Source organism: Bacillus inaquosorum (assembly GCF_023238325.1).
Lineage (GTDB): Bacteria > Bacillota > Bacilli > Bacillales > Bacillaceae > Bacillus > Bacillus inaquosorum.
The window spans coordinates 635,505-654,323 of the sequence record NZ_CP096592.1; the positions used below are offsets into that span (position 1 = coordinate 635,505).

An 18,819-nucleotide genomic window follows, 5' to 3' on the forward strand; every position below is an offset into this window, starting at 1 on the left:
AGGCCATCTGCATGCTTGGCGGTATTGAAGCAGGCGGCACAAAATTTGTTTGTGCCGTCGGTAAAGAAGATGGAACGATCATTGACCGAGTAGAGATTGCTACAACGATGCCGGATGAAACGATAGAGAAAGTGATTCAATATTTTCGCCAATTCTCATTACAGGCCATCGGCATCGGCTCCTTTGGTCCTGTAGATACCGATAAAACCAATAAAACATACGGAACCATTACGGCTACGCCGAAAGCGGGCTGGAGACATTATCCCTTTTTGCAAACCATAAAAAATGAAATGAAAATCCCAGTCGGATTTAATACGGATGTCAATGCTGCGGCGCTGGGGGAATTCCTTTTCGGTGAAGCGAAGGACCTCGACAGCTGCCTGTATATGACGATTGGCACTGGCATTGGTGCAGGGGCAATTGTAGAGGGCCGGCTTCTTCAGGGGCTGTCACATCCAGAGATGGGCCATATTTATATCCGCCGGCACCCGGATGACGTATACCAAGGGAAGTGCCCATATCATAAGGACTGCTTTGAAGGCTTGGCTTCCGGTCCTGCCATAGAAGCGCGCTGGGGAAAAAAAGCTGCTGATTTAGCACATATCAATCAAGTTTGGGAACTGGAAGGGTACTATATTGCCCAAGCGCTGGCTCAGTATATTTTGATCCTTGCACCTAAAAAAATCATTCTTGGCGGCGGCGTCATGAATCAGAAACAAGTTTTTCCTTATATTTATCAATACGTACCGAAAATAATGAACGGCTACTTGAATTTTTCTGAATTATCAGAATTGATAAGTTCGTATATCGTTCCTCCCCGTTTAGGCAGGAATGCCGGAATCATCGGCACGCTTGTTTTAGCGGATCAGGCCTTACAAGCAGAAACAGCATCTGGGGAGGTACGGTCATGAAGCACCCTTTATTTTTGGAGCCTGTCTTTAAAGAAAGGATATGGGGTGGAACAGCGCTTCGTGATACCTTCGGCTATGCGATACCTTCAGAAAAAACAGGTGAGTGCTGGGCTGTTTCTGCACATGCCAATGGCTCGTCGGCTGTTCAAAACGGCCTACTGGCAGGTAAGACACTAGACCAAGTATGGCAGGATCATCCGGAGGTTTTCGGTTTTCCAGATGGAAAGGTGTTTCCGCTGCTGGTGAAGCTGCTTGACGCCAATATGGATCTCTCCGTGCAAGTACACCCTGATGATGATTATGCGATGCTGCACGAAAACGGTGATCTTGGGAAAACGGAGTGCTGGTATATTATTGATTGCAAAGAAGACGCAGAACTGATTTTGGGCCATCACGCAAGCACAAAGGAAGATTTTAAACGGCAAATGGAAAGCGGCGATTGGAACGGTCTGCTGAGGCGCATCAAAATCAAGCCCGGAGATTTCTTTTATGTGCCAAGCGGTACGCTCCATGCTTTATGTGAGGGAACCCTTGTCCTTGAAATCCAGCAAAACTCTGATACAACGTATCGTGTATACGATTATGACCGCTGTAATGACCAGGGCCAAAAAAGAACTCTTCATATAGAAAAAGCCATGGAAGTCATAACGATACCGCATAACGATAAAGTGCATACACCGGAAGTGAAAGAAGTTGATAACGCGGTGATCACTGTTTATGTACAATCGGATTATTTCTCAGTGTACAAATGGAAGATTAGCGGCCGAGCTGATTTTCCTTCTCATCAAACCTATTTGCTGGGGAGTGTTCTGAACGGATCAGGACGAATCGTAAATAATGATATTCAGTATGAGTGTAATGAAGGCTCACACTTTATTTTGCCTGCGCATTTTGGCGAGTTTTCAATAGAAGGAACTTGTGAGTTGATGATATCTCATCCTTAATGAACGGGGGAATGACATTTGTTTAAGAAACATACGATCTCTTTGCTCATTTTCTTTTTACTAGCGTCTGCTGTTTTGGCAAATCCAATTGAAGCGCACACTGTGTCGCCTGTAAATCCTAATGCACAGCAGACAACAAAATCAGTGATGAATTGGCTGGCTCATCTGCCGAATCGAACAGACAACAAAGTCCTTTCAGGAGCGTTTGGAGGGTACAGTCATGACACATTCTCTATGACTGAGGCTGAAAGAATCCGAAGCGCTGCCGGACAATCACCTGCTATTTACGGCTGTGATTATGCCAGAGGGTGGCTTGAAACGACAAATATTGAAGATTCAATAGATGTAAGCTGCAACAGCGATTTACTTTCGTATTGGAAAAGCGGAGGAATCCCGCAAATCAGTATGCATCTGGCAAATCCGGCTTTTCAGTCAGGGCATTTTAAAACTCCGATTACTAATGAGCAGTATAAAAACATATTAGATTCTTCAACAGCAGAAGGGAAGCGGCTGAATGCCATGCTCAGCAAAATTGCTGACGGACTTCAAGAGCTGGAGAATCATGGCGTGCCTGTTCTGTTCAGGCCGCTGCATGAAATGAACGGTGAATGGTTTTGGTGGGGACTTACATCATATAATCAAAAGGATAATGAAAGAATCTCTCTATATAAACAGCTCTACAAGAAAATCTATCATTATATGACCGATACAAGAGGACTTGATCATTTGCTTTGGGTCTACTCTCCCGACGCCAACCGAGATTTTAAAACCGATTTTTACCCGGGTGCATCTTACGTGGATATTGTCGGATTAGATGCTTATTTTCAAGATGCATATTCTATTGACGGTTACGATCAGCTAACAGCGCTTAATAAACCATTTGCCTTTACAGAAGTCGGTCCGCAAACAGCAAACGGCAGCTTCGATTACAGCCTGTTGATCAATGCAATAAAACAAAAATATCCTAAAACGATTTACTTTCTGGCTTGGAATGATGGGTGGAGCCCAGCTGAAAATAAGGGTGCTTCAGCTTTATATAATGATCGCTGGACACTCAATAAGGGAGAGATATGGAACGGTGATTCTTTAACGCCTATCGTTGAATAAATACGATGCATTGTCACACTTTAAGAAGGTGCCCAAGAAGTTTCTTGAGCACCTTTATACTCTAATCAGGCATTCATATCGCCTAACCCAGGACTGTGTTCATTTGGCATTTCCGGAAGCATTGGTACAGGGAACCCTGCCGGAGGCTCTATTACTTGTAACTCTCCGCCATTTCTGCTCGGAGATGTTCCTTGATAGATTTCGCCGATTCTTGTCTCATCCAATCTGAAATTAAATTGTGCATTGTGATAGCCTAATTCGACATATTTTCTGCACTCAGGATATTTATTAATGTCGTAATTCGGCACAGGCAAGAGCTTAGCCCACTCAACGCCCAATGTCTCGAGCGCTTTCGCAAACGCATTCTGGTGAGCATTGTCGCGTACAATCAGGAAAGCAAGTGTCTCCCGAAACGTCTGATTAGAACTCATTTCATAAATCCTTGTTTTTTGCAGCACTCCTGTTGACTCAAGAAGCAAGTTATCCAACAGGTCGGTGATTAAGTTTCCGTGGTTATACACCCATGACCCATTCCACGGATTGCCCCCTGCATCAACAGGAAGGGAACTTTGCGCCCCGATAATATAATGATGAGGATTAGCATGTTTAATCGCTTCATCAAGTGGTGCCTGATCTGCACCTTGACTGCCGACACCTGCACCGCCTGATTCATCTAATAAAGCATTAATTGTGTTTTGCACCAGTTCAACGTGGGCAATCTCCTCTAAAAAAATGCCACGGAGCAGATCGCGGTACTGTTTCTGTTTTCCTCTGAAATTAGAGCTTTGGAAAAAATACTGCATCATCGTACGCATTTCACCGTAATGTCCGCCTAATATTTCCTGCAGCACCTTAGCGGCTGCCGGGTCTGGCTTGTCCGGCTTAATGATATTTATCAGTTCTTCTTTGTAGTAATACATAACACGCCTCATTTCTTTTCTAGTGATTGATTTCTTATATCCTTTGTAAAGGGAGATAAAATATACGCATATCTAAGCCCGTAAAAGAATTCAATAAAAAATATAGAAAAAGTATTGACCGCAGAAATTACACATGGTATATTATTAAATGTCGCTGATGAACAGCACACAACAACACGAAAAACAAAAAAGTTTTTCTAAGGTGTTTACAAGTTTTTAAAAATGTGTATAATAAGTAAGGTCGAATTAAAAAGTTTCGAACTTCAAAAAACATTTTAAAAAACTTCTTGACTTCAACATCAAATGATAGTATGATAGTTAAGTCGCTTGATAAGCGCCCGTAGCTCAATTGGATAGAGCGTTTGACTACGGATCAAAAGGTTAGGGGTTCGACTCCTCTCGGGCGCGCCAATAAAAATACCACGCGGGTGTAGTTTAGTGGTAAAACCTCAGCCTTCCAAGCTGATGTCGTGAGTTCGATTCTCATCACCCGCTCCATTGTTGAATGATCTTTGAAAACTAAACAAGACAAAACGTACCTGTTAATTCATTTTTAAATAAATCGCACAGCGATGTGCGTAGTCAGTCAAACTAAGGCCTGCACGATGCAGGTCACACAGGTGTCACCGCAGGATGCGGTGGACTTAACCTGTGATCCATTTATCGGAGAGTTTGATCCTGGCTCAGGACGAACGCTGGCGGCGTGCCTAATACATGCAAGTCGAGCGGACAGATGGGAGCTTGCTCCCTGATGTTAGCGGCGGACGGGTGAGTAACACGTGGGTAACCTGCCTGTAAGACTGGGATAACTCCGGGAAACCGGGGCTAATACCGGATGCTTGTTTGAACCGCATGGTTCAAACATAAAAGGTGGCTTCGGCTACCACTTACAGATGGACCCGCGGCGCATTAGCTAGTTGGTGAGGTAACGGCTCACCAAGGCAACGATGCGTAGCCGACCTGAGAGGGTGATCGGCCACACTGGGACTGAGACACGGCCCAGACTCCTACGGGAGGCAGCAGTAGGGAATCTTCCGCAATGGACGAAAGTCTGACGGAGCAACGCCGCGTGAGTGATGAAGGTTTTCGGATCGTAAAGCTCTGTTGTTAGGGAAGAACAAGTACCGTTCGAATAGGGCGGTACCTTGACGGTACCTAACCAGAAAGCCACGGCTAACTACGTGCCAGCAGCCGCGGTAATACGTAGGTGGCAAGCGTTGTCCGGAATTATTGGGCGTAAAGGGCTCGCAGGCGGTTTCTTAAGTCTGATGTGAAAGCCCCCGGCTCAACCGGGGAGGGTCATTGGAAACTGGGGAACTTGAGTGCAGAAGAGGAGAGTGGAATTCCACGTGTAGCGGTGAAATGCGTAGAGATGTGGAGGAACACCAGTGGCGAAGGCGACTCTCTGGTCTGTAACTGACGCTGAGGAGCGAAAGCGTGGGGAGCGAACAGGATTAGATACCCTGGTAGTCCACGCCGTAAACGATGAGTGCTAAGTGTTAGGGGGTTTCCGCCCCTTAGTGCTGCAGCTAACGCATTAAGCACTCCGCCTGGGGAGTACGGTCGCAAGACTGAAACTCAAAGGAATTGACGGGGGCCCGCACAAGCGGTGGAGCATGTGGTTTAATTCGAAGCAACGCGAAGAACCTTACCAGGTCTTGACATCCTCTGACAATCCTAGAGATAGGACGTCCCCTTCGGGGGCAGAGTGACAGGTGGTGCATGGTTGTCGTCAGCTCGTGTCGTGAGATGTTGGGTTAAGTCCCGCAACGAGCGCAACCCTTGATCTTAGTTGCCAGCATTCAGTTGGGCACTCTAAGGTGACTGCCGGTGACAAACCGGAGGAAGGTGGGGATGACGTCAAATCATCATGCCCCTTATGACCTGGGCTACACACGTGCTACAATGGACAGAACAAAGGGCAGCGAAACCGCGAGGTTAAGCCAATCCCACAAATCTGTTCTCAGTTCGGATCGCAGTCTGCAACTCGACTGCGTGAAGCTGGAATCGCTAGTAATCGCGGATCAGCATGCCGCGGTGAATACGTTCCCGGGCCTTGTACACACCGCCCGTCACACCACGAGAGTTTGTAACACCCGAAGTCGGTGAGGTAACCTTTTAGGAGCCAGCCGCCGAAGGTGGGACAGATGATTGGGGTGAAGTCGTAACAAGGTAGCCGTATCGGAAGGTGCGGCTGGATCACCTCCTTTCTAAGGATATTTACGGAATATAAGACCTTGGGTCTTATAAACAGAACGTTCCCTGTCTTGTTTAGTTTTGAAGGATCATTCCTTCGAAACGTGTTCTTTGAAAACTAGATAACAGTAGACATCACATTCAATTAGTAAGACAAGATATCACGTAGTGATTCTTTTTAACGGTTAAGTTAGAAAGGGCGCACGGTGGATGCCTTGGCACTAGGAGCCGATGAAGGACGGGACGAACACCGATATGCTTCGGGGAGCTGTAAGCAAGCTTTGATCCGGAGATTTCCGAATGGGGAAACCCACCACTCGTAATGGAGTGGTATCCATATCTGAATTCATAGGATATGAGAAGGCAGACCCGGGGAACTGAAACATCTAAGTACCCGGAGGAAGAGAAAGCAAATGCGATTCCCTGAGTAGCGGCGAGCGAAACGGGATTAGCCCAAACCAAGAGGCTTGCCTCTTGGGGTTGTAGGACACTCTGTACGGAGTTACAAAAGAACGAGGTAGATGAAGAGGTCTGGAAAGGCCCGCCATAGGAGGTAACAGCCCTGTAGTCAAAACTTCGTTCTCTCCTGAGTGGATCCTGAGTACGGCGGAACACGTGAAATTCCGTCGGAATCCGGGAGGACCATCTCCCAAGGCTAAATACTCCCTAGTGACCGATAGTGAACCAGTACCGTGAGGGAAAGGTGAAAAGCACCCCGGAAGGGGAGTGAAAGAGATCCTGAAACCGTGTGCCTACAAGTAGTCAGAGCCCGTTAACGGGTGATGGCGTGCCTTTTGTAGAATGAACCGGCGAGTTACGATCCCGTGCAAGGTTAAGCAGAAGATGCGGAGCCGCAGCGAAAGCGAGTCTGAATAGGGCGCATGAGTACGTGGTCGTAGACCCGAAACCAGGTGATCTACCCATGTCCAGGGTGAAGTTCAGGTAACACTGAATGGAGGCCCGAACCCACGCACGTTGAAAAGTGCGGGGATGAGGTGTGGGTAGGGGTGAAATGCCAATCGAACCTGGAGATAGCTGGTTCTCTCCGAAATAGCTTTAGGGCTAGCCTCAAGGTAAGAGTCTTGGAGGTAGAGCACTGATTGGACTAGGGGCCCCTACCGGGTTACCGAATTCAGTCAAACTCCGAATGCCAATGACTTATCCTTGGGAGTCAGACTGCGAGTGATAAGATCCGTAGTCGAAAGGGAAACAGCCCAGACCGCCAGCTAAGGTCCCAAAGTATACGTTAAGTGGAAAAGGATGTGGAGTTGCTTAGACAACCAGGATGTTGGCTTAGAAGCAGCCACCATTTAAAGAGTGCGTAATAGCTCACTGGTCGAGTGACTCTGCGCCGAAAATGTACCGGGGCTAAACGTATCACCGAAGCTGCGGACTGTTCTTCGAACAGTGGTAGGAGAGCGTTCTAAGGGCTGTGAAGCCAGACCGGAAGGACTGGTGGAGCGCTTAGAAGTGAGAATGCCGGTATGAGTAGCGAAAGAGGGGTGAGAATCCCCTCCACCGAATGCCTAAGGTTTCCTGAGGAAGGCTCGTCCGCTCAGGGTTAGTCGGGACCTAAGCCGAGGCCGAAAGGCGTAGGCGATGGACAACAGGTTGATATTCCTGTACCACCTCCTCACCATTTGAGCAATGGGGGGACGCAGGAGGATAGGGTAAGCGCGGTATTGGATATCCGCGTCCAAGCAGTTAGGCTGGGAAATAGGCAAATCCGTTTCCCATAAGGCTGAGCTGTGATGGCGAGCGAAATATAGTAGCGAAGTTCCTGATTCCACACTGCCAAGAAAAGCCTCTAGCGAGGTGAGAGGTGCCCGTACCGCAAACCGACACAGGTAGGCGAGGAGAGAATCCTAAGGTGATCGAGAGAACTCTCGTTAAGGAACTCGGCAAAATGACCCCGTAACTTCGGGAGAAGGGGTGCTCTGTTAGGGTGCAAGCCCGAGAGAGCCGCAGTGAATAGGCCCAGGCGACTGTTTAGCAAAAACACAGGTCTCTGCGAAGCCGTAAGGCGAAGTATAGGGGCTGACGCCTGCCCGGTGCTGGAAGGTTAAGAGGAGCGCTTAGCGTAAGCGAAGGTGCGAATTGAAGCCCCAGTAAACGGCGGCCGTAACTATAACGGTCCTAAGGTAGCGAAATTCCTTGTCGGGTAAGTTCCGACCCGCACGAAAGGCGCAACGATCTGGGCACTGTCTCAACGAGAGACTCGGTGAAATTATAGTACCTGTGAAGATGCAGGTTACCCGCGACAGGACGGAAAGACCCCGTGGAGCTTTACTGCAGCCTGATATTGAATGTTGGTACAGCTTGTACAGGATAGGTAGGAGCCTTGGAAACCGGAGCGCCAGCTTCGGTGGAGGCATCGGTGGGATACTACCCTGGCTGTATTGACCTTCTAACCCGCCGCCCTTATCGGGCGGGGAGACAGTGTCAGGTGGGCAGTTTGACTGGGGCGGTCGCCTCCTAAAAGGTAACGGAGGCGCCCAAAGGTTCCCTCAGAATGGTTGGAAATCATTCGCAGAGTGTAAAGGCACAAGGGAGCTTGACTGCGAGACCTACAAGTCGAGCAGGGACGAAAGTCGGGCTTAGTGATCCGGTGGTTCCGCATGGAAGGGCCATCGCTCAACGGATAAAAGCTACCCCGGGGATAACAGGCTTATCTCCCCCAAGAGTCCACATCGACGGGGAGGTTTGGCACCTCGATGTCGGCTCATCGCATCCTGGGGCTGTAGTCGGTCCCAAGGGTTGGGCTGTTCGCCCATTAAAGCGGTACGCGAGCTGGGTTCAGAACGTCGTGAGACAGTTCGGTCCCTATCCGTCGCGGGCGCAGGAAATTTGAGAGGAGCTGTCCTTAGTACGAGAGGACCGGGATGGACGCACCGCTGGTGTACCAGTTGTTCTGCCAAGGGCATCGCTGGGTAGCTATGTGCGGACGGGATAAGTGCTGAAAGCATCTAAGCATGAAGCCCCCCTCAAGATGAGATTTCCCATTCCGCAAGGAAGTAAGATCCCTGAAAGATGATCAGGTTGATAGGTCTGAGGTGGAAGTGTGGCGACACATGGAGCTGACAGATACTAATCGATCGAGGACTTAACCACATTTTGAATGATGTCACACCTGTTATCTAGTTTTGAGAGAACACTCTCAATTTGTTTGGTGGCGATAGCGAAGAGGTCACACCCGTTCCCATACCGAACACGGAAGTTAAGCTCTTCAGCGCCGATGGTAGTCGGGGGTTTCCCCCTGTGAGAGTAGGACGCCGCCAAGCTTTTATCATAAATTATTATCATCGCGGGGTGGAGCAGTTCGGTAGCTCGTCGGGCTCATAACCCGAAGGTCGCAGGTTCAAATCCTGCCCCCGCAACCAAAATATATAAATGAAATAAGGAGTGCCCGAAGGGTGCAGCCAAAATCATTTTATACAAATATGGTCCGGTAGTTCAGTTGGTTAGAATGCCTGCCTGTCACGCAGGAGGTCGCGGGTTCGAGTCCCGTCCGGACCGCCATTATTGTAAACGAAACGATCATGTTTTCGTTTTTTTTGTGTTTTCTTTTACTGTATCTTCTGCTTGGTGTCATAGCCAAGCTTTCTTTATATAGGCAACACCTTGGATATTCCAGCAAAATTCGATACACTAGGAAGAGCACATATAGGCATAAGCAGGTTGAAAGGGGGTTTTGTTCATGGATGAATTTGATTTGATACATAGCATTACTCCGCGGACCATTCACCATTCTTCCGTTGATGTAGGAATTGGTGATGATGCAGCGCTCTACACTGCGAAACACGGTGTTCAGGAAATTGTTTGTGTCGATACTATGGTAGAAGATGTGCATTTTAAATTACACTATTCCTCACCTGAAGATATCGGGTATAAAGCGTTAGCTGTTAATATAAGTGATATTGCCGCGATGGGAGGTATTCCAAAATTTTATTTGGTATCACTTGCGGTACCTTCAAAATGGACGGAATCTGAAATCAAGGCGATGTATGAAGGAATGAATGAACTGGCGAAACTATATCATATGGATCTGATTGGCGGTGATACAGTCTCTACCTCTGACAAATTAGTCGTTACAGTCACTGTAATCGGTGAAGTTGAAAAGGGACGGGCCTGTTTGCGCAGCTTGGCAAGACCGAATGATATTGTGTTTGTAACCGGTGAAATCGGTTCATCTGCAGCAGGACTTTCTTTATTATTAGATGAGACTAATCCTCAAAACTCAGCTATAGACACGGCTTACTTTATCAACAGGCATAAAAGGCCTCAGCCAAGAGTAAGCGTCGGCAGATTATGCTCGAGTTTTAAGCGGGTAGCTTTGAATGATATCAGTGACGGATTAGCTAGTGAACTGAATGAACTTGCAGAAGCCAGCTGTGTTTCAATTGAAATTGATGAAAGCATGCTTCCAGTCCATTCAGATTTGCCCAAGCTTCATCCTAACTGGAAAGAATGGGCTTTGTTTGGCGGTGAGGATTTTGAGCTGACAGGGACGGTTTCAAAGGAGGAATGGGAAGTGTTGAAGCAGAAGTGCGAAACATGTCAACTGCCCATTGCAAAGATTGGCCATGTCAGAGAAAAAACAGAATCCAATGTGATCCTAAAAACAGATAAAACAACAATGACCTTAGAGAAAAAAGGATATAATCATTTTAAATAAGACGGGTGACTCGTGTGAAGCAATTAAAGTGGAGAACTGTAAATCCTGAAGAAACAAAGGCGATTGCTAAGCTGACGGCAACGTTTGCTAAACCGGGAGATGTCCTGACATTAGAGGGCGATTTAGGAGCCGGAAAAACGACTTTTACGAAAGGTTTTGCGGAAGGACTTGGAATTACACGTGTTGTAAACAGTCCGACTTTTACAATTATAAAAGAATATAACGATGGTACACTTCCTCTTTATCATATGGATGTGTATAGAATGGAAGACGAAAGTGAAGATTTGGGGCTTGATGAATATTTTCACGGACAAGGTGTCTGTCTTGTTGAATGGGCCCATTTAATTGAAGAACAGCTGCCGCAGGAGCGACTGCAAATTGTCATTAAAAGAGCTGGTGATGATGAGCGGGAAATGACCTTTACTGCTGTCGGGAATCGGTATGAAATGCTTTGTGAGGAGATAAGTAGACATGACAATATTAGCGATTGACACATCAAATTATACGTTGGGCATTGCGCTGCTTCGAGGAGACACCATCATAGCAGAACACATTACATATTTGAAAAAGAACCACTCTGTAAGAGCGATGCCTGCTGTTCATTCATTGCTGAATGATTGTGATATGACACCGCAGGATCTTTCTAAAATTGTCGTTGCCAAAGGCCCTGGTTCATACACAGGAGTAAGAATAGGTGTGACGCTTGCCAAAACACTTGCCTGGTCTTTACATATTCCGATTGCTGCTGTATCAAGCCTTGAGGCGCTAGCGGCAAATGGACGGCATTTTGACGGTCTGATCAGTCCTATCTTTGATGCAAGACGGGGACAGGTGTATACAGGTCTGTATGAATACAAAAACGGGCTTTTGGAGCAAGTTGTTGCTGATCAAAATGTGATGTTAGCCGAGTGGCTGGAGATGCTAAAAGAAAAGGATCGCCCAGTTTTGTTTTTAGGTCATGATACTTCTATTCACAAGCAGTTGATAGAGGATGTGCTTGGGACAAAGGGTATCATTGGAGCGGCTGCTCAGCATAATCCGCGTCCTTCAGAATTGGCTTTTTTAGGGGCGGAAAAAGAAGAAGCTGATGTTCACGGGCTTGTCCCGGAGTACTTGCGGCTGGCAGAAGCTGAAGCGAAATGGATTGAAAGTCAAAAGTAGGGTGATAGGATGAAAACAAAAGCAGCGGTCAGAAACATGCAGCTTGATGATATTGATCACGTATACGAAATCGAAACATCCTCTTTTACGTCTCCTTGGACGAAGGATTCGTTTTATCATGAGCTGATGGAAAATCCGTATGCTCATTATCTTGTGGTTGAAAAGGACGGCCATGTTGCTGGGTATTGCGGGATTTGGATCGTGATGGACGACGCCCAAATAACAAATATAGCAATAAAACCGGAGTATCGCGGCCAGTCTTTAGGAGAAACGCTTTTTCGCTCAGCGATTGAACTGTGCAAAGAAAAAGACGCGAGACGGCTTTCGCTTGAAGTGAGGGTTTCTAATCATCCTGCTCAAGGCTTATATAAGAAGTTCGGGATGCAGCCCGGCGGAATAAGAAAGAACTATTATACTGATAACGGGGAAGATGCGTTAATTATGTGGGTGACGATAAATGAGTGAGCAAAAAGAGATTTACGTATTAGGAATTGAAACAAGCTGTGATGAGACAGCGGCAGCTATCGTAAAAAACGGAAAAGAAGTCATTTCGAACGTAGTGGCCTCACAAATTGAAAGCCATAAGCGCTTCGGAGGCGTTGTTCCGGAAATTGCTTCAAGACATCATGTTGAGCAAATCACTTTGGTCATAGAAGAAGCTTTTCGTAAAGCCGGCATGACGTATAGTGATATTGATGCGATTGCAGTAACTGAAGGTCCGGGACTGGTGGGAGCGCTTCTTATCGGAGTGAACGCTGCTAAAGCATTGAGCTTTGCGCATAACATTCCGTTAGTTGGCGTCCATCATATAGCCGGTCATATATACGCGAACCGTCTTGTAGAAGAGATTGTGTTCCCGGCACTGGCATTGGTCGTTTCAGGGGGCCATACGGAATTGGTTTATATGAAGGAACACGGATCATTTGAAGTTATTGGGGAAACTCTCGATGATGCAGCAGGAGAAGCTTACGACAAAGTGGCGCGAACGATGGGACTGCCGTATCCGGGAGGACCGCAAATTGACAAGCTTGCTGAAAAAGGGAATGACAATATTCCGCTTCCTCGCGCATGGCTCGAAGAAGGCTCTTACAATTTCAGCTTCAGCGGGTTGAAGTCTGCGGTGATCAATACGCTTCATAATGCGTCTCAAAAAGGACAAGAGATTGCTCCGGAAGATTTGTCTGCCAGTTTCCAAAATAGCGTGATAGATGTCTTGGTGACAAAAACGGCGCGTGCGGCAAAGGAATATGGTGTCAAACAGGTCCTTTTAGCCGGAGGGGTAGCTGCAAACAGAGGCCTCAGAGCCGCATTAGAAAAGGAATTTGCCCAGCATGAAGGGATTAAGCTCGTCATTCCTCCGTTAGCGTTATGTACGGATAATGCTGCAATGATTGCTGCGGCTGGTACAATTGCTTTTGAGAAGGGCATTCGCGGTGCATATGATATGAATGGCCAGCCTGGCCTTGAATTGACTTCTTATCAAAGTCTCACGACATAATGGCGTGAGACTTTTTATCTGTTATTAACAGATAATTCTCAATTTATCCACATATCTGTTAGTAATTATGAAGATATCGATGGATAAAGGGCTGAAGACACTGTTAATAAAGTGGATAAATTCAGAATATTTTGTGGATAATGTGTATAAAGCGCTTACTTCGTTTGTTTGTAAGGTTATTTTCTGTGGATAAAAAGCACCTCTAAAAAGAGGTGCTTGACTTTTTTTAAGCTTCTTCTGTGGATAGTTCTTCCCATTCAGACAAAAGAGTTTCCAGCTCCTGATTGAGCTTCTCGTTGTCTGCATGGATCGCTTGTACCTTTTCATGGTCTTGATAGACTTCAGGATCACAAAGCAATTCATCATTGTGACTAATGTTTTCTTCAATGTTTTGAACAGCGGTTTCAATTTCTTCAATCCGACGGAGCCGTTGGCGCTCTTTCTTTTTCCATTCTTTTTCTTCTTCATATGAACGTTTTGAGTCGGACTTAACCGCAGCAGGAGTTTTTTCGGTTTCCTCTTGCTGATTCATTTTCTCCAGTTCAAGCTGCTCTGTTTTTTTCTCGGTATAATAATCGTAATCTCCCAGATACTCCTCTATATGGTTTGGAGAAAGCTCCAATACTCTTGTGGCGATTCTGTTAATAAAATATCTGTCATGTGAGACAAATAACAGTGTGCCTGGATAATCAATCAGCGCGTTTTCGAGAACTTCTTTGCTGTCTAAGTCCAGGTGGTTCGTCGGTTCATCAAGGATAAGAAAATTGGCTTTTTGCAGCATCAGCTTAGCAAGAGCCAATCTTGCTTTTTCGCCTCCGCTCAGTGAATGGACGGGTTTCAGCACATCATCTCCGGAGAATAAGAAATTGCCGAGACAAGTTCGGATTTCTTTCTCCGGAAGACCAGGGTACTCATCCCACAGCTCATCAAGGACGCGTTTAGAGGAAGTCAGTTCAGCCTGCTCCTGATCATAGTAGCCGACACTGACATTCGAGCCGTATGAGATTATTCCATGATCTGGCTTTAGGGTGTCCATTAATGTTTTCAGCAATGTCGATTTACCGATTCCGTTAGGGCCGACAAGCGCGGCGCTTTCTCCTCTTGTGAGCATGAACGACACTTCTGTTAAAAGCGGCGGCTGGTTTTCATAGCTGATTGTGAGATCTTGAACGCGCAGGACTTCGTTTCCGCTCTGTTTTGTAATATCAAAATGAAAGTTTGCGGATTTTTCATCGCCGAGCGGTTTTGACATGACTTCCATTCGCTCCAGCTGCTTTCGGCGGCTTTGTGCTCTTTTTGTGGTAGAAGCTCTCGCCAGATTTCGGTCTACGAAGTCCTGAAGCTTTGCGATTTCAGCCTGCTGCTTTTCATACATTTTAATATCTTTTTCATACTGCGCGGCTTTTTGGTCGAGATAAGCGCTGTAGTTGCCGTGATACTTTTTGCTTTCAGCTCTTGATACCTCGTATACTTGGTTTACCACTTTGTCCAAAAAGTAGCGGTCATGCGAAACGATCAGAATGGCGCCTGAATATCCCTGCAAATAATGTTCAAGCCAGGTTAGCGTATCAATATCGAGATGGTTTGTCGGCTCATCGAGAATGAGCAAATCAGGCTGTGTTAACAGAAGCTTACCAAGGGCCAGCCTTGTTTTCTGACCTCCGCTGAGGCTTTGCACCTGTGTTGAATCGTCAAAATGGCTGAAGCCGAGACCATGCAGCACAGATCTGACATCTGCTTCATATTGATAGCCGCCTTTATCTCTGAATTCCTGCTGAAGCCGGTCATAGGTTTTCATGATGCTTTCCAATTCACCGGGATCAGCTGCCGCCATTTTTTCTTCGATAACCCGCATTTCCTTTTCCATTGCTTTTAAGTGGTCAAAAACAGTCAGCAGCTCTTCTTTTATGGTAAGCTTAGAATCCAAGCCCGTATGCTGGGCAAGATATCCCATTGTAATATCTTTTGGTTTAATGATTTCGCCCTTTTCATACGAAAGCTGGCCTGCGATAATTTTAAGCAGCGTAGATTTTCCCGCGCCATTTCTTCCTACAATGGCAATGCGATCACGATTTCTGACTTCCAGCTTTATATTGTTTAAAATAGTATCAGCGCCAAACGATTTGGACAGCTGATTAACTTGTAAGATCATCATATTATTTCACCTCTGCTATAATAAGTTAAGTGTAGCTTATGAACCAGAAGTCAGCAAACAATACATTGGCCGAATAAGACATAGAGAAGAAAATAGTGTATGATCTGTTTAAGGAGAGTTTTAATATGAATGGATTTTCTCATTTTAATGAACAGGGCAGAGCCCAGATGGTGGACATCAGCGAAAAATCTTCGACTGTCCGTACTGCGGCAGCTGTTTCAAGCGTACACATGAAGAATGAAGTGTACGAGAAAATACAAAGTCATGATATCGGCAAAGGAGATGTACTGGCTGTTGCTCAGGTGGCAGGCATTATGGCCGCAAAGCAAACGTCGAATATCATTCCGATGTGCCATCCGCTTTCACTGAGCGGGGTAGATATATCGTTTGACTGGAAAATAAAAGAAGCAGAAGTTATACTTCATATAAAAGCACAGGTCAAAACGAAAGGGAGTACAGGTGTGGAAATGGAAGCGCTCACTTCTGCATCGGTGTGCGCTCTTACCGTTTACGATATGTGCAAGGCCCTTGATAAGGGAATGGTCATCGGCCCTACTTTCTTGCTGGAGAAGACAGGCGGGAAAAACGGTGACTTTAAAAGAGAACTATCCGAGTATAATTTGGAGGACCAAAAATGAATAAGGATCAATCAAAAATTCCGCAGGCGACGGCAAAACGGCTGCCGCTTTACTATCGCTTTTTAAAGAATCTGCATGCGTCAGGAAAGCAGCGTGTATCATCCGCTGAACTCAGTGATGCCGTAAAGGTTGATTCTGCCACGATTCGCAGGGATTTTTCCTATTTTGGAGCTCTTGGCAAAAAAGGATATGGATATAATGTGGATTATTTGCTGTCATTTTTCCGAAAAACGCTTGATCAGGATGAGATGACAGACGTTATCTTGATTGGTGTCGGAAACTTGGGAACAGCATTTCTTCACTATAATTTCACAAAAAATAATAACACAAAAATTTCTATGGCTTTTGATATAAATGAGAGTAAAATAGGAACTGAGGTAGGCGGCGTGCCTGTCTATAACCTTGATGACCTTGAACAACACGTAAAAAATGAATCAGTTGCCATTCTTACAGTGCCAGCAGTTGCCGCTCAATCCATTACAGACAGATTGGTCGCGTTAGGAATCAAGGGAATTCTTAATTTTACGCCGGCCCGTTTGAATGTGCCGGAACACATTCGAATTCATCATATAGATTTAGCTGTAGAGCTTCAGTCACTGGTTTATTTCTTGAAGCATTATTCAGTTTTAGAGGAAATCGAATAGAGGGAAAGGAGGAGCCCAAATATGCCGATCGGTCCTGGAAGCCTTGCTGTTATCGCAATCGTTGCTCTGATTATCTTCGGTCCCAAAAAGCTGCCTGAGTTGGGGAAAGCTGCGGGAGACACACTTCGTGAATTCAAAAACGCTACTAAAGGATTAACGAGTGATGACGAGGAAAAAAAGAAAGAAGATCAGTAAGTTAGGATGACACGAATGAAAGTGAATCAAATGTCGCTGCTGGAGCATATTGCTGAGCTTCGAAAACGGTTGCTGATTGTAGCGCTGGCGTTTGTCGTTTTCTTTATCGCGGGATTTTTTTTAGCGAAGCCGATTATTGTATATCTGCAAGAAACAGATGAAGCGAAGCAGCTTACGCTTAACGCGTTTAATCTGACAGACCCGCTTTATGTGTTTATGCAGTTTGCGTTTATCATCGGCATTGTCCTGACCTCGCCGGTTATTCTTTATCAGCTTTGGGCTTTTGTGAGCCCAGGCCTCTATGAGAAAGAGCGCAAAGTAACGCTCAGCTACATTCCGATCTCTATTTTGCTGTTTTTAGCGGGCTTATCTTTTTCATATTATATTTTATTTCCTTTTGTTGTTGATTTTATGAAGCGGATTTCTCAGGACTTGAATGTCAATCAGGTGATTGGAATTAATGAGTATTTTCATTTTCTCCTGCAGCTGACGATTCCGTTTGGACTGTTGTTCCAAATGCCGGTCATCCTCATGTTTTTGACCAGGCTTGGAATTGTGACACCGATGTTCTTAGCGAAAATCAGAAAGTATGCGTATTTTACGCTGCTGGTGATCGCTGCCCTGATTACTCCGCCTGAGCTTTTGTCTCATATGATGGTCACTGTCCCGCTTTTGATTTTATATGAAATCAGTATTCTTATATCGAAGGCCGCTTATCGGAAAGCGCAGAAAAGCAGTGCTGCCGATCAGGACGTGTCTTCCGGGCAATAATAAAAAATCCATTTCTCATTGAGAAATGGATTTTCTTTACTTCTGGTTCTTTTTGATTTTAAAAGAAAAGGCGAACATCTTAAAAGAAATGCTGATGTTGTAAGCGGCGAACACCATCAGCAGGATGGAGTAAAATGACCACATGCTGCCTGGTGAGCTTGCGGCAAGATAAGTAAAGATGCACCCTACGGCAAAATAGATCATTCCCCAAACTACCGGGTTTCTCATAAAAATAATCCTCCAATAATCAATTGCATTTGTGTGCTCTGCTGTTCAAGGTACTTCTGAACAGGCTCAAGCTGCATGATGACGACAAAGGTATTCATCATGACATGGGCGAATATCGGCACCCATATCCGTTTTGTTCTCGCATACAAGAAGGCAAAGGTAAAGCCCATTGCTGTATAAAGAAGAAGATGCTTTAAATCAGCGTGAACAATACCGAAAATAACCGAGCTGATCAGTCCGGCAAAGAAGAAATTCGTTTTTTCGTACAGTGTGCCGAAAATGATTTTTCTGAAGATGATTTCTTCTAATATAGGCCCGACGACAGAAGAAACCATAATCATGAGCGGGACTGCCTGAATGACATCCAGAATAGCTTGTGTATTTTCTGATTCTCTTCCGATGCCAAATACATAATATTCAATAGAGCCTGCTAATCCTTGCGAGAAGAGGGCAATGAAAAAACCGGCTATCGCCCAAAGGATAGAAAGTCCGACTGAGTCTTTCCGGCCGTTTCGCAGCGTTGTTTTCGGAACAGTTCTCAGAATGAGCAGGACGACAACGAGACAGGCGATAAAGCTGATAACGGACCATAATCCTTGTGCGTGTAGCATATTCTCATTTGTAGGCTGTCCTCCGGCATAACCGAATTTAAATAACAAGGGAATCCCGATTAATGCGGAAAACTGCATGATGATATATGTCAAAATAATAAACCAATACTGTTTTCTCAAATGGTATGTACTCCTTTGTTAAATGGGTTTCGTTCATCTACAGCT

The 18,819-nt window shown here is 45.7% G+C and carries 16 protein-coding genes, 4 tRNA genes and 3 rRNA genes; 19 read left to right on the top strand and 4 right to left on the bottom strand.

Annotation, left to right across the window (positions count from 1 at the left end):
• Window positions 1-11: 11 nt before the first annotated feature.
• The 3 genes from M1M80_RS03295 to M1M80_RS03305 are packed head-to-tail and all read left to right on the top strand — an operon-like array spanning window position 12 to window position 2,962.
• A complete protein-coding gene (locus M1M80_RS03295) occupies window positions 12-911 on the top strand; it encodes an ROK family protein (RefSeq protein ID WP_060398042.1) in 900 nt (299 codons plus the stop codon).
• Window positions 908-1,855: a mannose-6-phosphate isomerase, class I gene (manA, locus tag M1M80_RS03300; protein ID WP_060398043.1), complete on the top strand. Its 948-nt coding sequence runs from the start codon at window positions 908-910 to the stop codon at window positions 1,853-1,855. Before M1M80_RS03295 ends, manA begins: the two co-directional genes overlap by 4 nt.
• Window positions 1,856-1,873: 18 nt before the next feature.
• The gene (locus tag M1M80_RS03305; RefSeq protein WP_060398044.1) at window positions 1,874-2,962 is read left to right on the top strand and encodes a glycoside hydrolase family 26 protein; all 1,089 of its coding nucleotides are present in this window, start codon (window positions 1,874-1,876) and stop codon (window positions 2,960-2,962) included.
• Window positions 2,963-3,027: 65 nt separating this feature from the next.
• On the opposite strand, the gene M1M80_RS03310 is transcribed toward M1M80_RS03305, so the two are convergent.
• The gene (locus M1M80_RS03310; RefSeq protein WP_060398045.1) at window positions 3,028-3,882 is read right to left on the bottom strand and encodes a manganese catalase family protein; all 855 of its coding nucleotides are present in this window, start codon (window positions 3,880-3,882) and stop codon (window positions 3,028-3,030) included.
• A 334-nt stretch (window positions 3,883-4,216) separates the two neighbouring features.
• Here M1M80_RS03310 and M1M80_RS03315 point away from each other — a divergent pair.
• The 12 genes from M1M80_RS03315 to tsaD all read left to right on the top strand — a co-directional run bounded on the left by M1M80_RS03315 (window position 4,217) and on the right by tsaD (window position 13,412).
• Window positions 4,217-4,293: transfer RNA gene (locus M1M80_RS03315), tRNA-Arg, on the top strand.
• A 13-nt stretch (window positions 4,294-4,306) separates the two neighbouring features.
• A tRNA-Gly gene (locus M1M80_RS03320) sits at window positions 4,307-4,380 on the top strand.
• Between the two features lie 162 nt (window positions 4,381-4,542).
• Window positions 4,543-6,092, top strand: a 16S ribosomal RNA gene (locus M1M80_RS03325).
• Window positions 6,093-6,261: 169 nt separating this feature from the next.
• Window positions 6,262-9,189: ribosomal RNA gene (locus M1M80_RS03330) — 23S ribosomal RNA — on the top strand.
• Between the two features lie 54 nt (window positions 9,190-9,243).
• A 5S ribosomal RNA gene (gene rrf / locus M1M80_RS03335) occupies window positions 9,244-9,359 on the top strand.
• The 16S, 23S and 5S rRNA genes sit together here with 4 tRNA genes alongside, the layout of an rRNA operon.
• 22 nt (window positions 9,360-9,381) lie before the next feature.
• Window positions 9,382-9,458: transfer RNA gene (locus tag M1M80_RS03340), tRNA-Met, on the top strand.
• A 62-nt stretch (window positions 9,459-9,520) separates the two neighbouring features.
• Window positions 9,521-9,597, top strand: a tRNA-Asp gene (locus M1M80_RS03345).
• Between the two features lie 178 nt (window positions 9,598-9,775).
• Window positions 9,776-10,753 (top strand): thiamine-phosphate kinase, encoded by a 978-nt coding sequence (thiL, locus tag M1M80_RS03350; protein WP_060398046.1) that lies wholly within the window; start codon window positions 9,776-9,778, stop codon window positions 10,751-10,753.
• Between the two features lie 14 nt (window positions 10,754-10,767).
• Complete coding sequence (gene tsaE, locus M1M80_RS03355; protein ID WP_060398047.1) at window positions 10,768-11,244, top strand: tRNA (adenosine(37)-N6)-threonylcarbamoyltransferase complex ATPase subunit type 1 TsaE; 477 nt, start codon at window positions 10,768-10,770, stop codon at window positions 11,242-11,244.
• A complete protein-coding gene (tsaB, locus tag M1M80_RS03360; RefSeq protein ID WP_060398048.1) occupies window positions 11,225-11,914 on the top strand; it encodes a tRNA (adenosine(37)-N6)-threonylcarbamoyltransferase complex dimerization subunit type 1 TsaB in 690 nt (229 codons plus the stop codon). Before tsaE ends, tsaB begins: the two co-directional genes overlap by 20 nt.
• A gap of 9 nt (window positions 11,915-11,923) precedes the next feature.
• Window positions 11,924-12,379 carry a ribosomal protein S18-alanine N-acetyltransferase gene (gene rimI / locus M1M80_RS03365; protein ID WP_060398049.1) on the top strand — a complete coding sequence of 152 codons (456 nt, stop codon included), beginning with the start codon at window positions 11,924-11,926 and terminating at the stop codon, window positions 12,377-12,379.
• Window positions 12,372-13,412 (top strand): tRNA (adenosine(37)-N6)-threonylcarbamoyltransferase complex transferase subunit TsaD, encoded by a 1,041-nt coding sequence (gene tsaD / locus M1M80_RS03370; RefSeq protein WP_060398050.1) that lies wholly within the window; start codon window positions 12,372-12,374, stop codon window positions 13,410-13,412. Before rimI ends, tsaD begins: the two co-directional genes overlap by 8 nt.
• 226 nt (window positions 13,413-13,638) lie before the next feature.
• Here tsaD and M1M80_RS03375 read toward each other — a convergent pair whose 3' ends face one another.
• On the bottom strand, window positions 13,639-15,567 hold the full coding sequence (locus tag M1M80_RS03375; RefSeq protein ID WP_060398051.1) for an ABC-F family ATP-binding cassette domain-containing protein: 1,929 nt from the start codon (window positions 15,565-15,567) through the stop codon (window positions 13,639-13,641).
• A gap of 125 nt (window positions 15,568-15,692) precedes the next feature.
• On the opposite strand from M1M80_RS03375, the gene moaC reads away from it, so the two are divergent.
• Genes moaC through tatC form a run of 4 tightly spaced genes read left to right on the top strand, consistent with a single transcriptional unit; the run spans window position 15,693 to window position 17,815 of the window.
• A complete protein-coding gene (gene moaC / locus M1M80_RS03380) occupies window positions 15,693-16,205 on the top strand; it encodes a cyclic pyranopterin monophosphate synthase MoaC (protein WP_003243499.1) in 513 nt (170 codons plus the stop codon).
• On the top strand, window positions 16,202-16,849 hold the full coding sequence (locus M1M80_RS03385) for a redox-sensing transcriptional repressor Rex (protein ID WP_003225686.1): 648 nt from the start codon (window positions 16,202-16,204) through the stop codon (window positions 16,847-16,849). Before moaC ends, M1M80_RS03385 begins: the two co-directional genes overlap by 4 nt.
• Before the next feature lie 21 nt (window positions 16,850-16,870).
• The gene (gene tatAY / locus M1M80_RS03390; RefSeq protein ID WP_003225684.1) at window positions 16,871-17,044 is read left to right on the top strand and encodes a sec-independent protein translocase protein TatAY; all 174 of its coding nucleotides are present in this window, start codon (window positions 16,871-16,873) and stop codon (window positions 17,042-17,044) included.
• Window positions 17,045-17,050: 6 nt separating this feature from the next.
• Window positions 17,051-17,815, top strand: coding sequence for a twin-arginine translocase subunit TatC (gene tatC, locus M1M80_RS03395; protein ID WP_015252680.1), 765 nt, complete (start codon window positions 17,051-17,053; stop codon window positions 17,813-17,815).
• Window positions 17,816-17,851: 36 nt separating this feature from the next.
• Here tatC and M1M80_RS03400 read toward each other — a convergent pair whose 3' ends face one another.
• Together M1M80_RS03400 and M1M80_RS03405 are read right to left on the bottom strand one after the other, a co-directional pair.
• Window positions 17,852-18,043, bottom strand: a complete 192-nt coding sequence (locus M1M80_RS03400) for a YdiK family protein (RefSeq protein ID WP_003225680.1) — start codon at window positions 18,041-18,043, stop codon at window positions 17,852-17,854.
• On the bottom strand, window positions 18,040-18,774 hold the full coding sequence (locus tag M1M80_RS03405) for a CPBP family intramembrane glutamic endopeptidase (RefSeq protein WP_004397818.1): 735 nt from the start codon (window positions 18,772-18,774) through the stop codon (window positions 18,040-18,042). The genes M1M80_RS03400 and M1M80_RS03405 overlap by 4 nt, the downstream gene beginning before the upstream one ends.
• Window positions 18,775-18,819 lie beyond the last annotated feature (45 nt).

Coding starts and splice junctions, on each gene's coding strand:
- M1M80_RS03375 (WP_060398051.1), bottom strand. CDS start 15,567: ATGATGATCTTACAAGTTAATCAGCTGTCCAAATCGTTTGGCGCTGAT.
- rimI (WP_060398049.1), top strand. CDS start 11,924: ATGAAAACAAAAGCAGCGGTCAGAAACATGCAGCTTGATGATATTGAT.
- tatC (WP_015252680.1), top strand. CDS start 17,051: ATGACACGAATGAAAGTGAATCAAATGTCGCTGCTGGAGCATATTGCT.
- M1M80_RS03400 (WP_003225680.1), bottom strand. CDS start 18,043: ATGAGAAACCCGGTAGTTTGGGGAATGATCTATTTTGCCGTAGGGTGC.
- M1M80_RS03295 (WP_060398042.1), top strand. CDS start 12: ATGCTTGGCGGTATTGAAGCAGGCGGCACAAAATTTGTTTGTGCCGTC.
- thiL (WP_060398046.1), top strand. CDS start 9,776: ATGGATGAATTTGATTTGATACATAGCATTACTCCGCGGACCATTCAC.
- tsaB (WP_060398048.1), top strand. CDS start 11,225: ATGACAATATTAGCGATTGACACATCAAATTATACGTTGGGCATTGCG.
- M1M80_RS03310 (WP_060398045.1), bottom strand. CDS start 3,882: ATGTATTACTACAAAGAAGAACTGATAAATATCATTAAGCCGGACAAG.
- manA (WP_060398043.1), top strand. CDS start 908: ATGAAGCACCCTTTATTTTTGGAGCCTGTCTTTAAAGAAAGGATATGG.
- M1M80_RS03385 (WP_003225686.1), top strand. CDS start 16,202: ATGAATAAGGATCAATCAAAAATTCCGCAGGCGACGGCAAAACGGCTG.
- moaC (WP_003243499.1), top strand. CDS start 15,693: ATGAATGGATTTTCTCATTTTAATGAACAGGGCAGAGCCCAGATGGTG.
- tsaD (WP_060398050.1), top strand. CDS start 12,372: ATGAGTGAGCAAAAAGAGATTTACGTATTAGGAATTGAAACAAGCTGT.
- tatAY (WP_003225684.1), top strand. CDS start 16,871: ATGCCGATCGGTCCTGGAAGCCTTGCTGTTATCGCAATCGTTGCTCTG.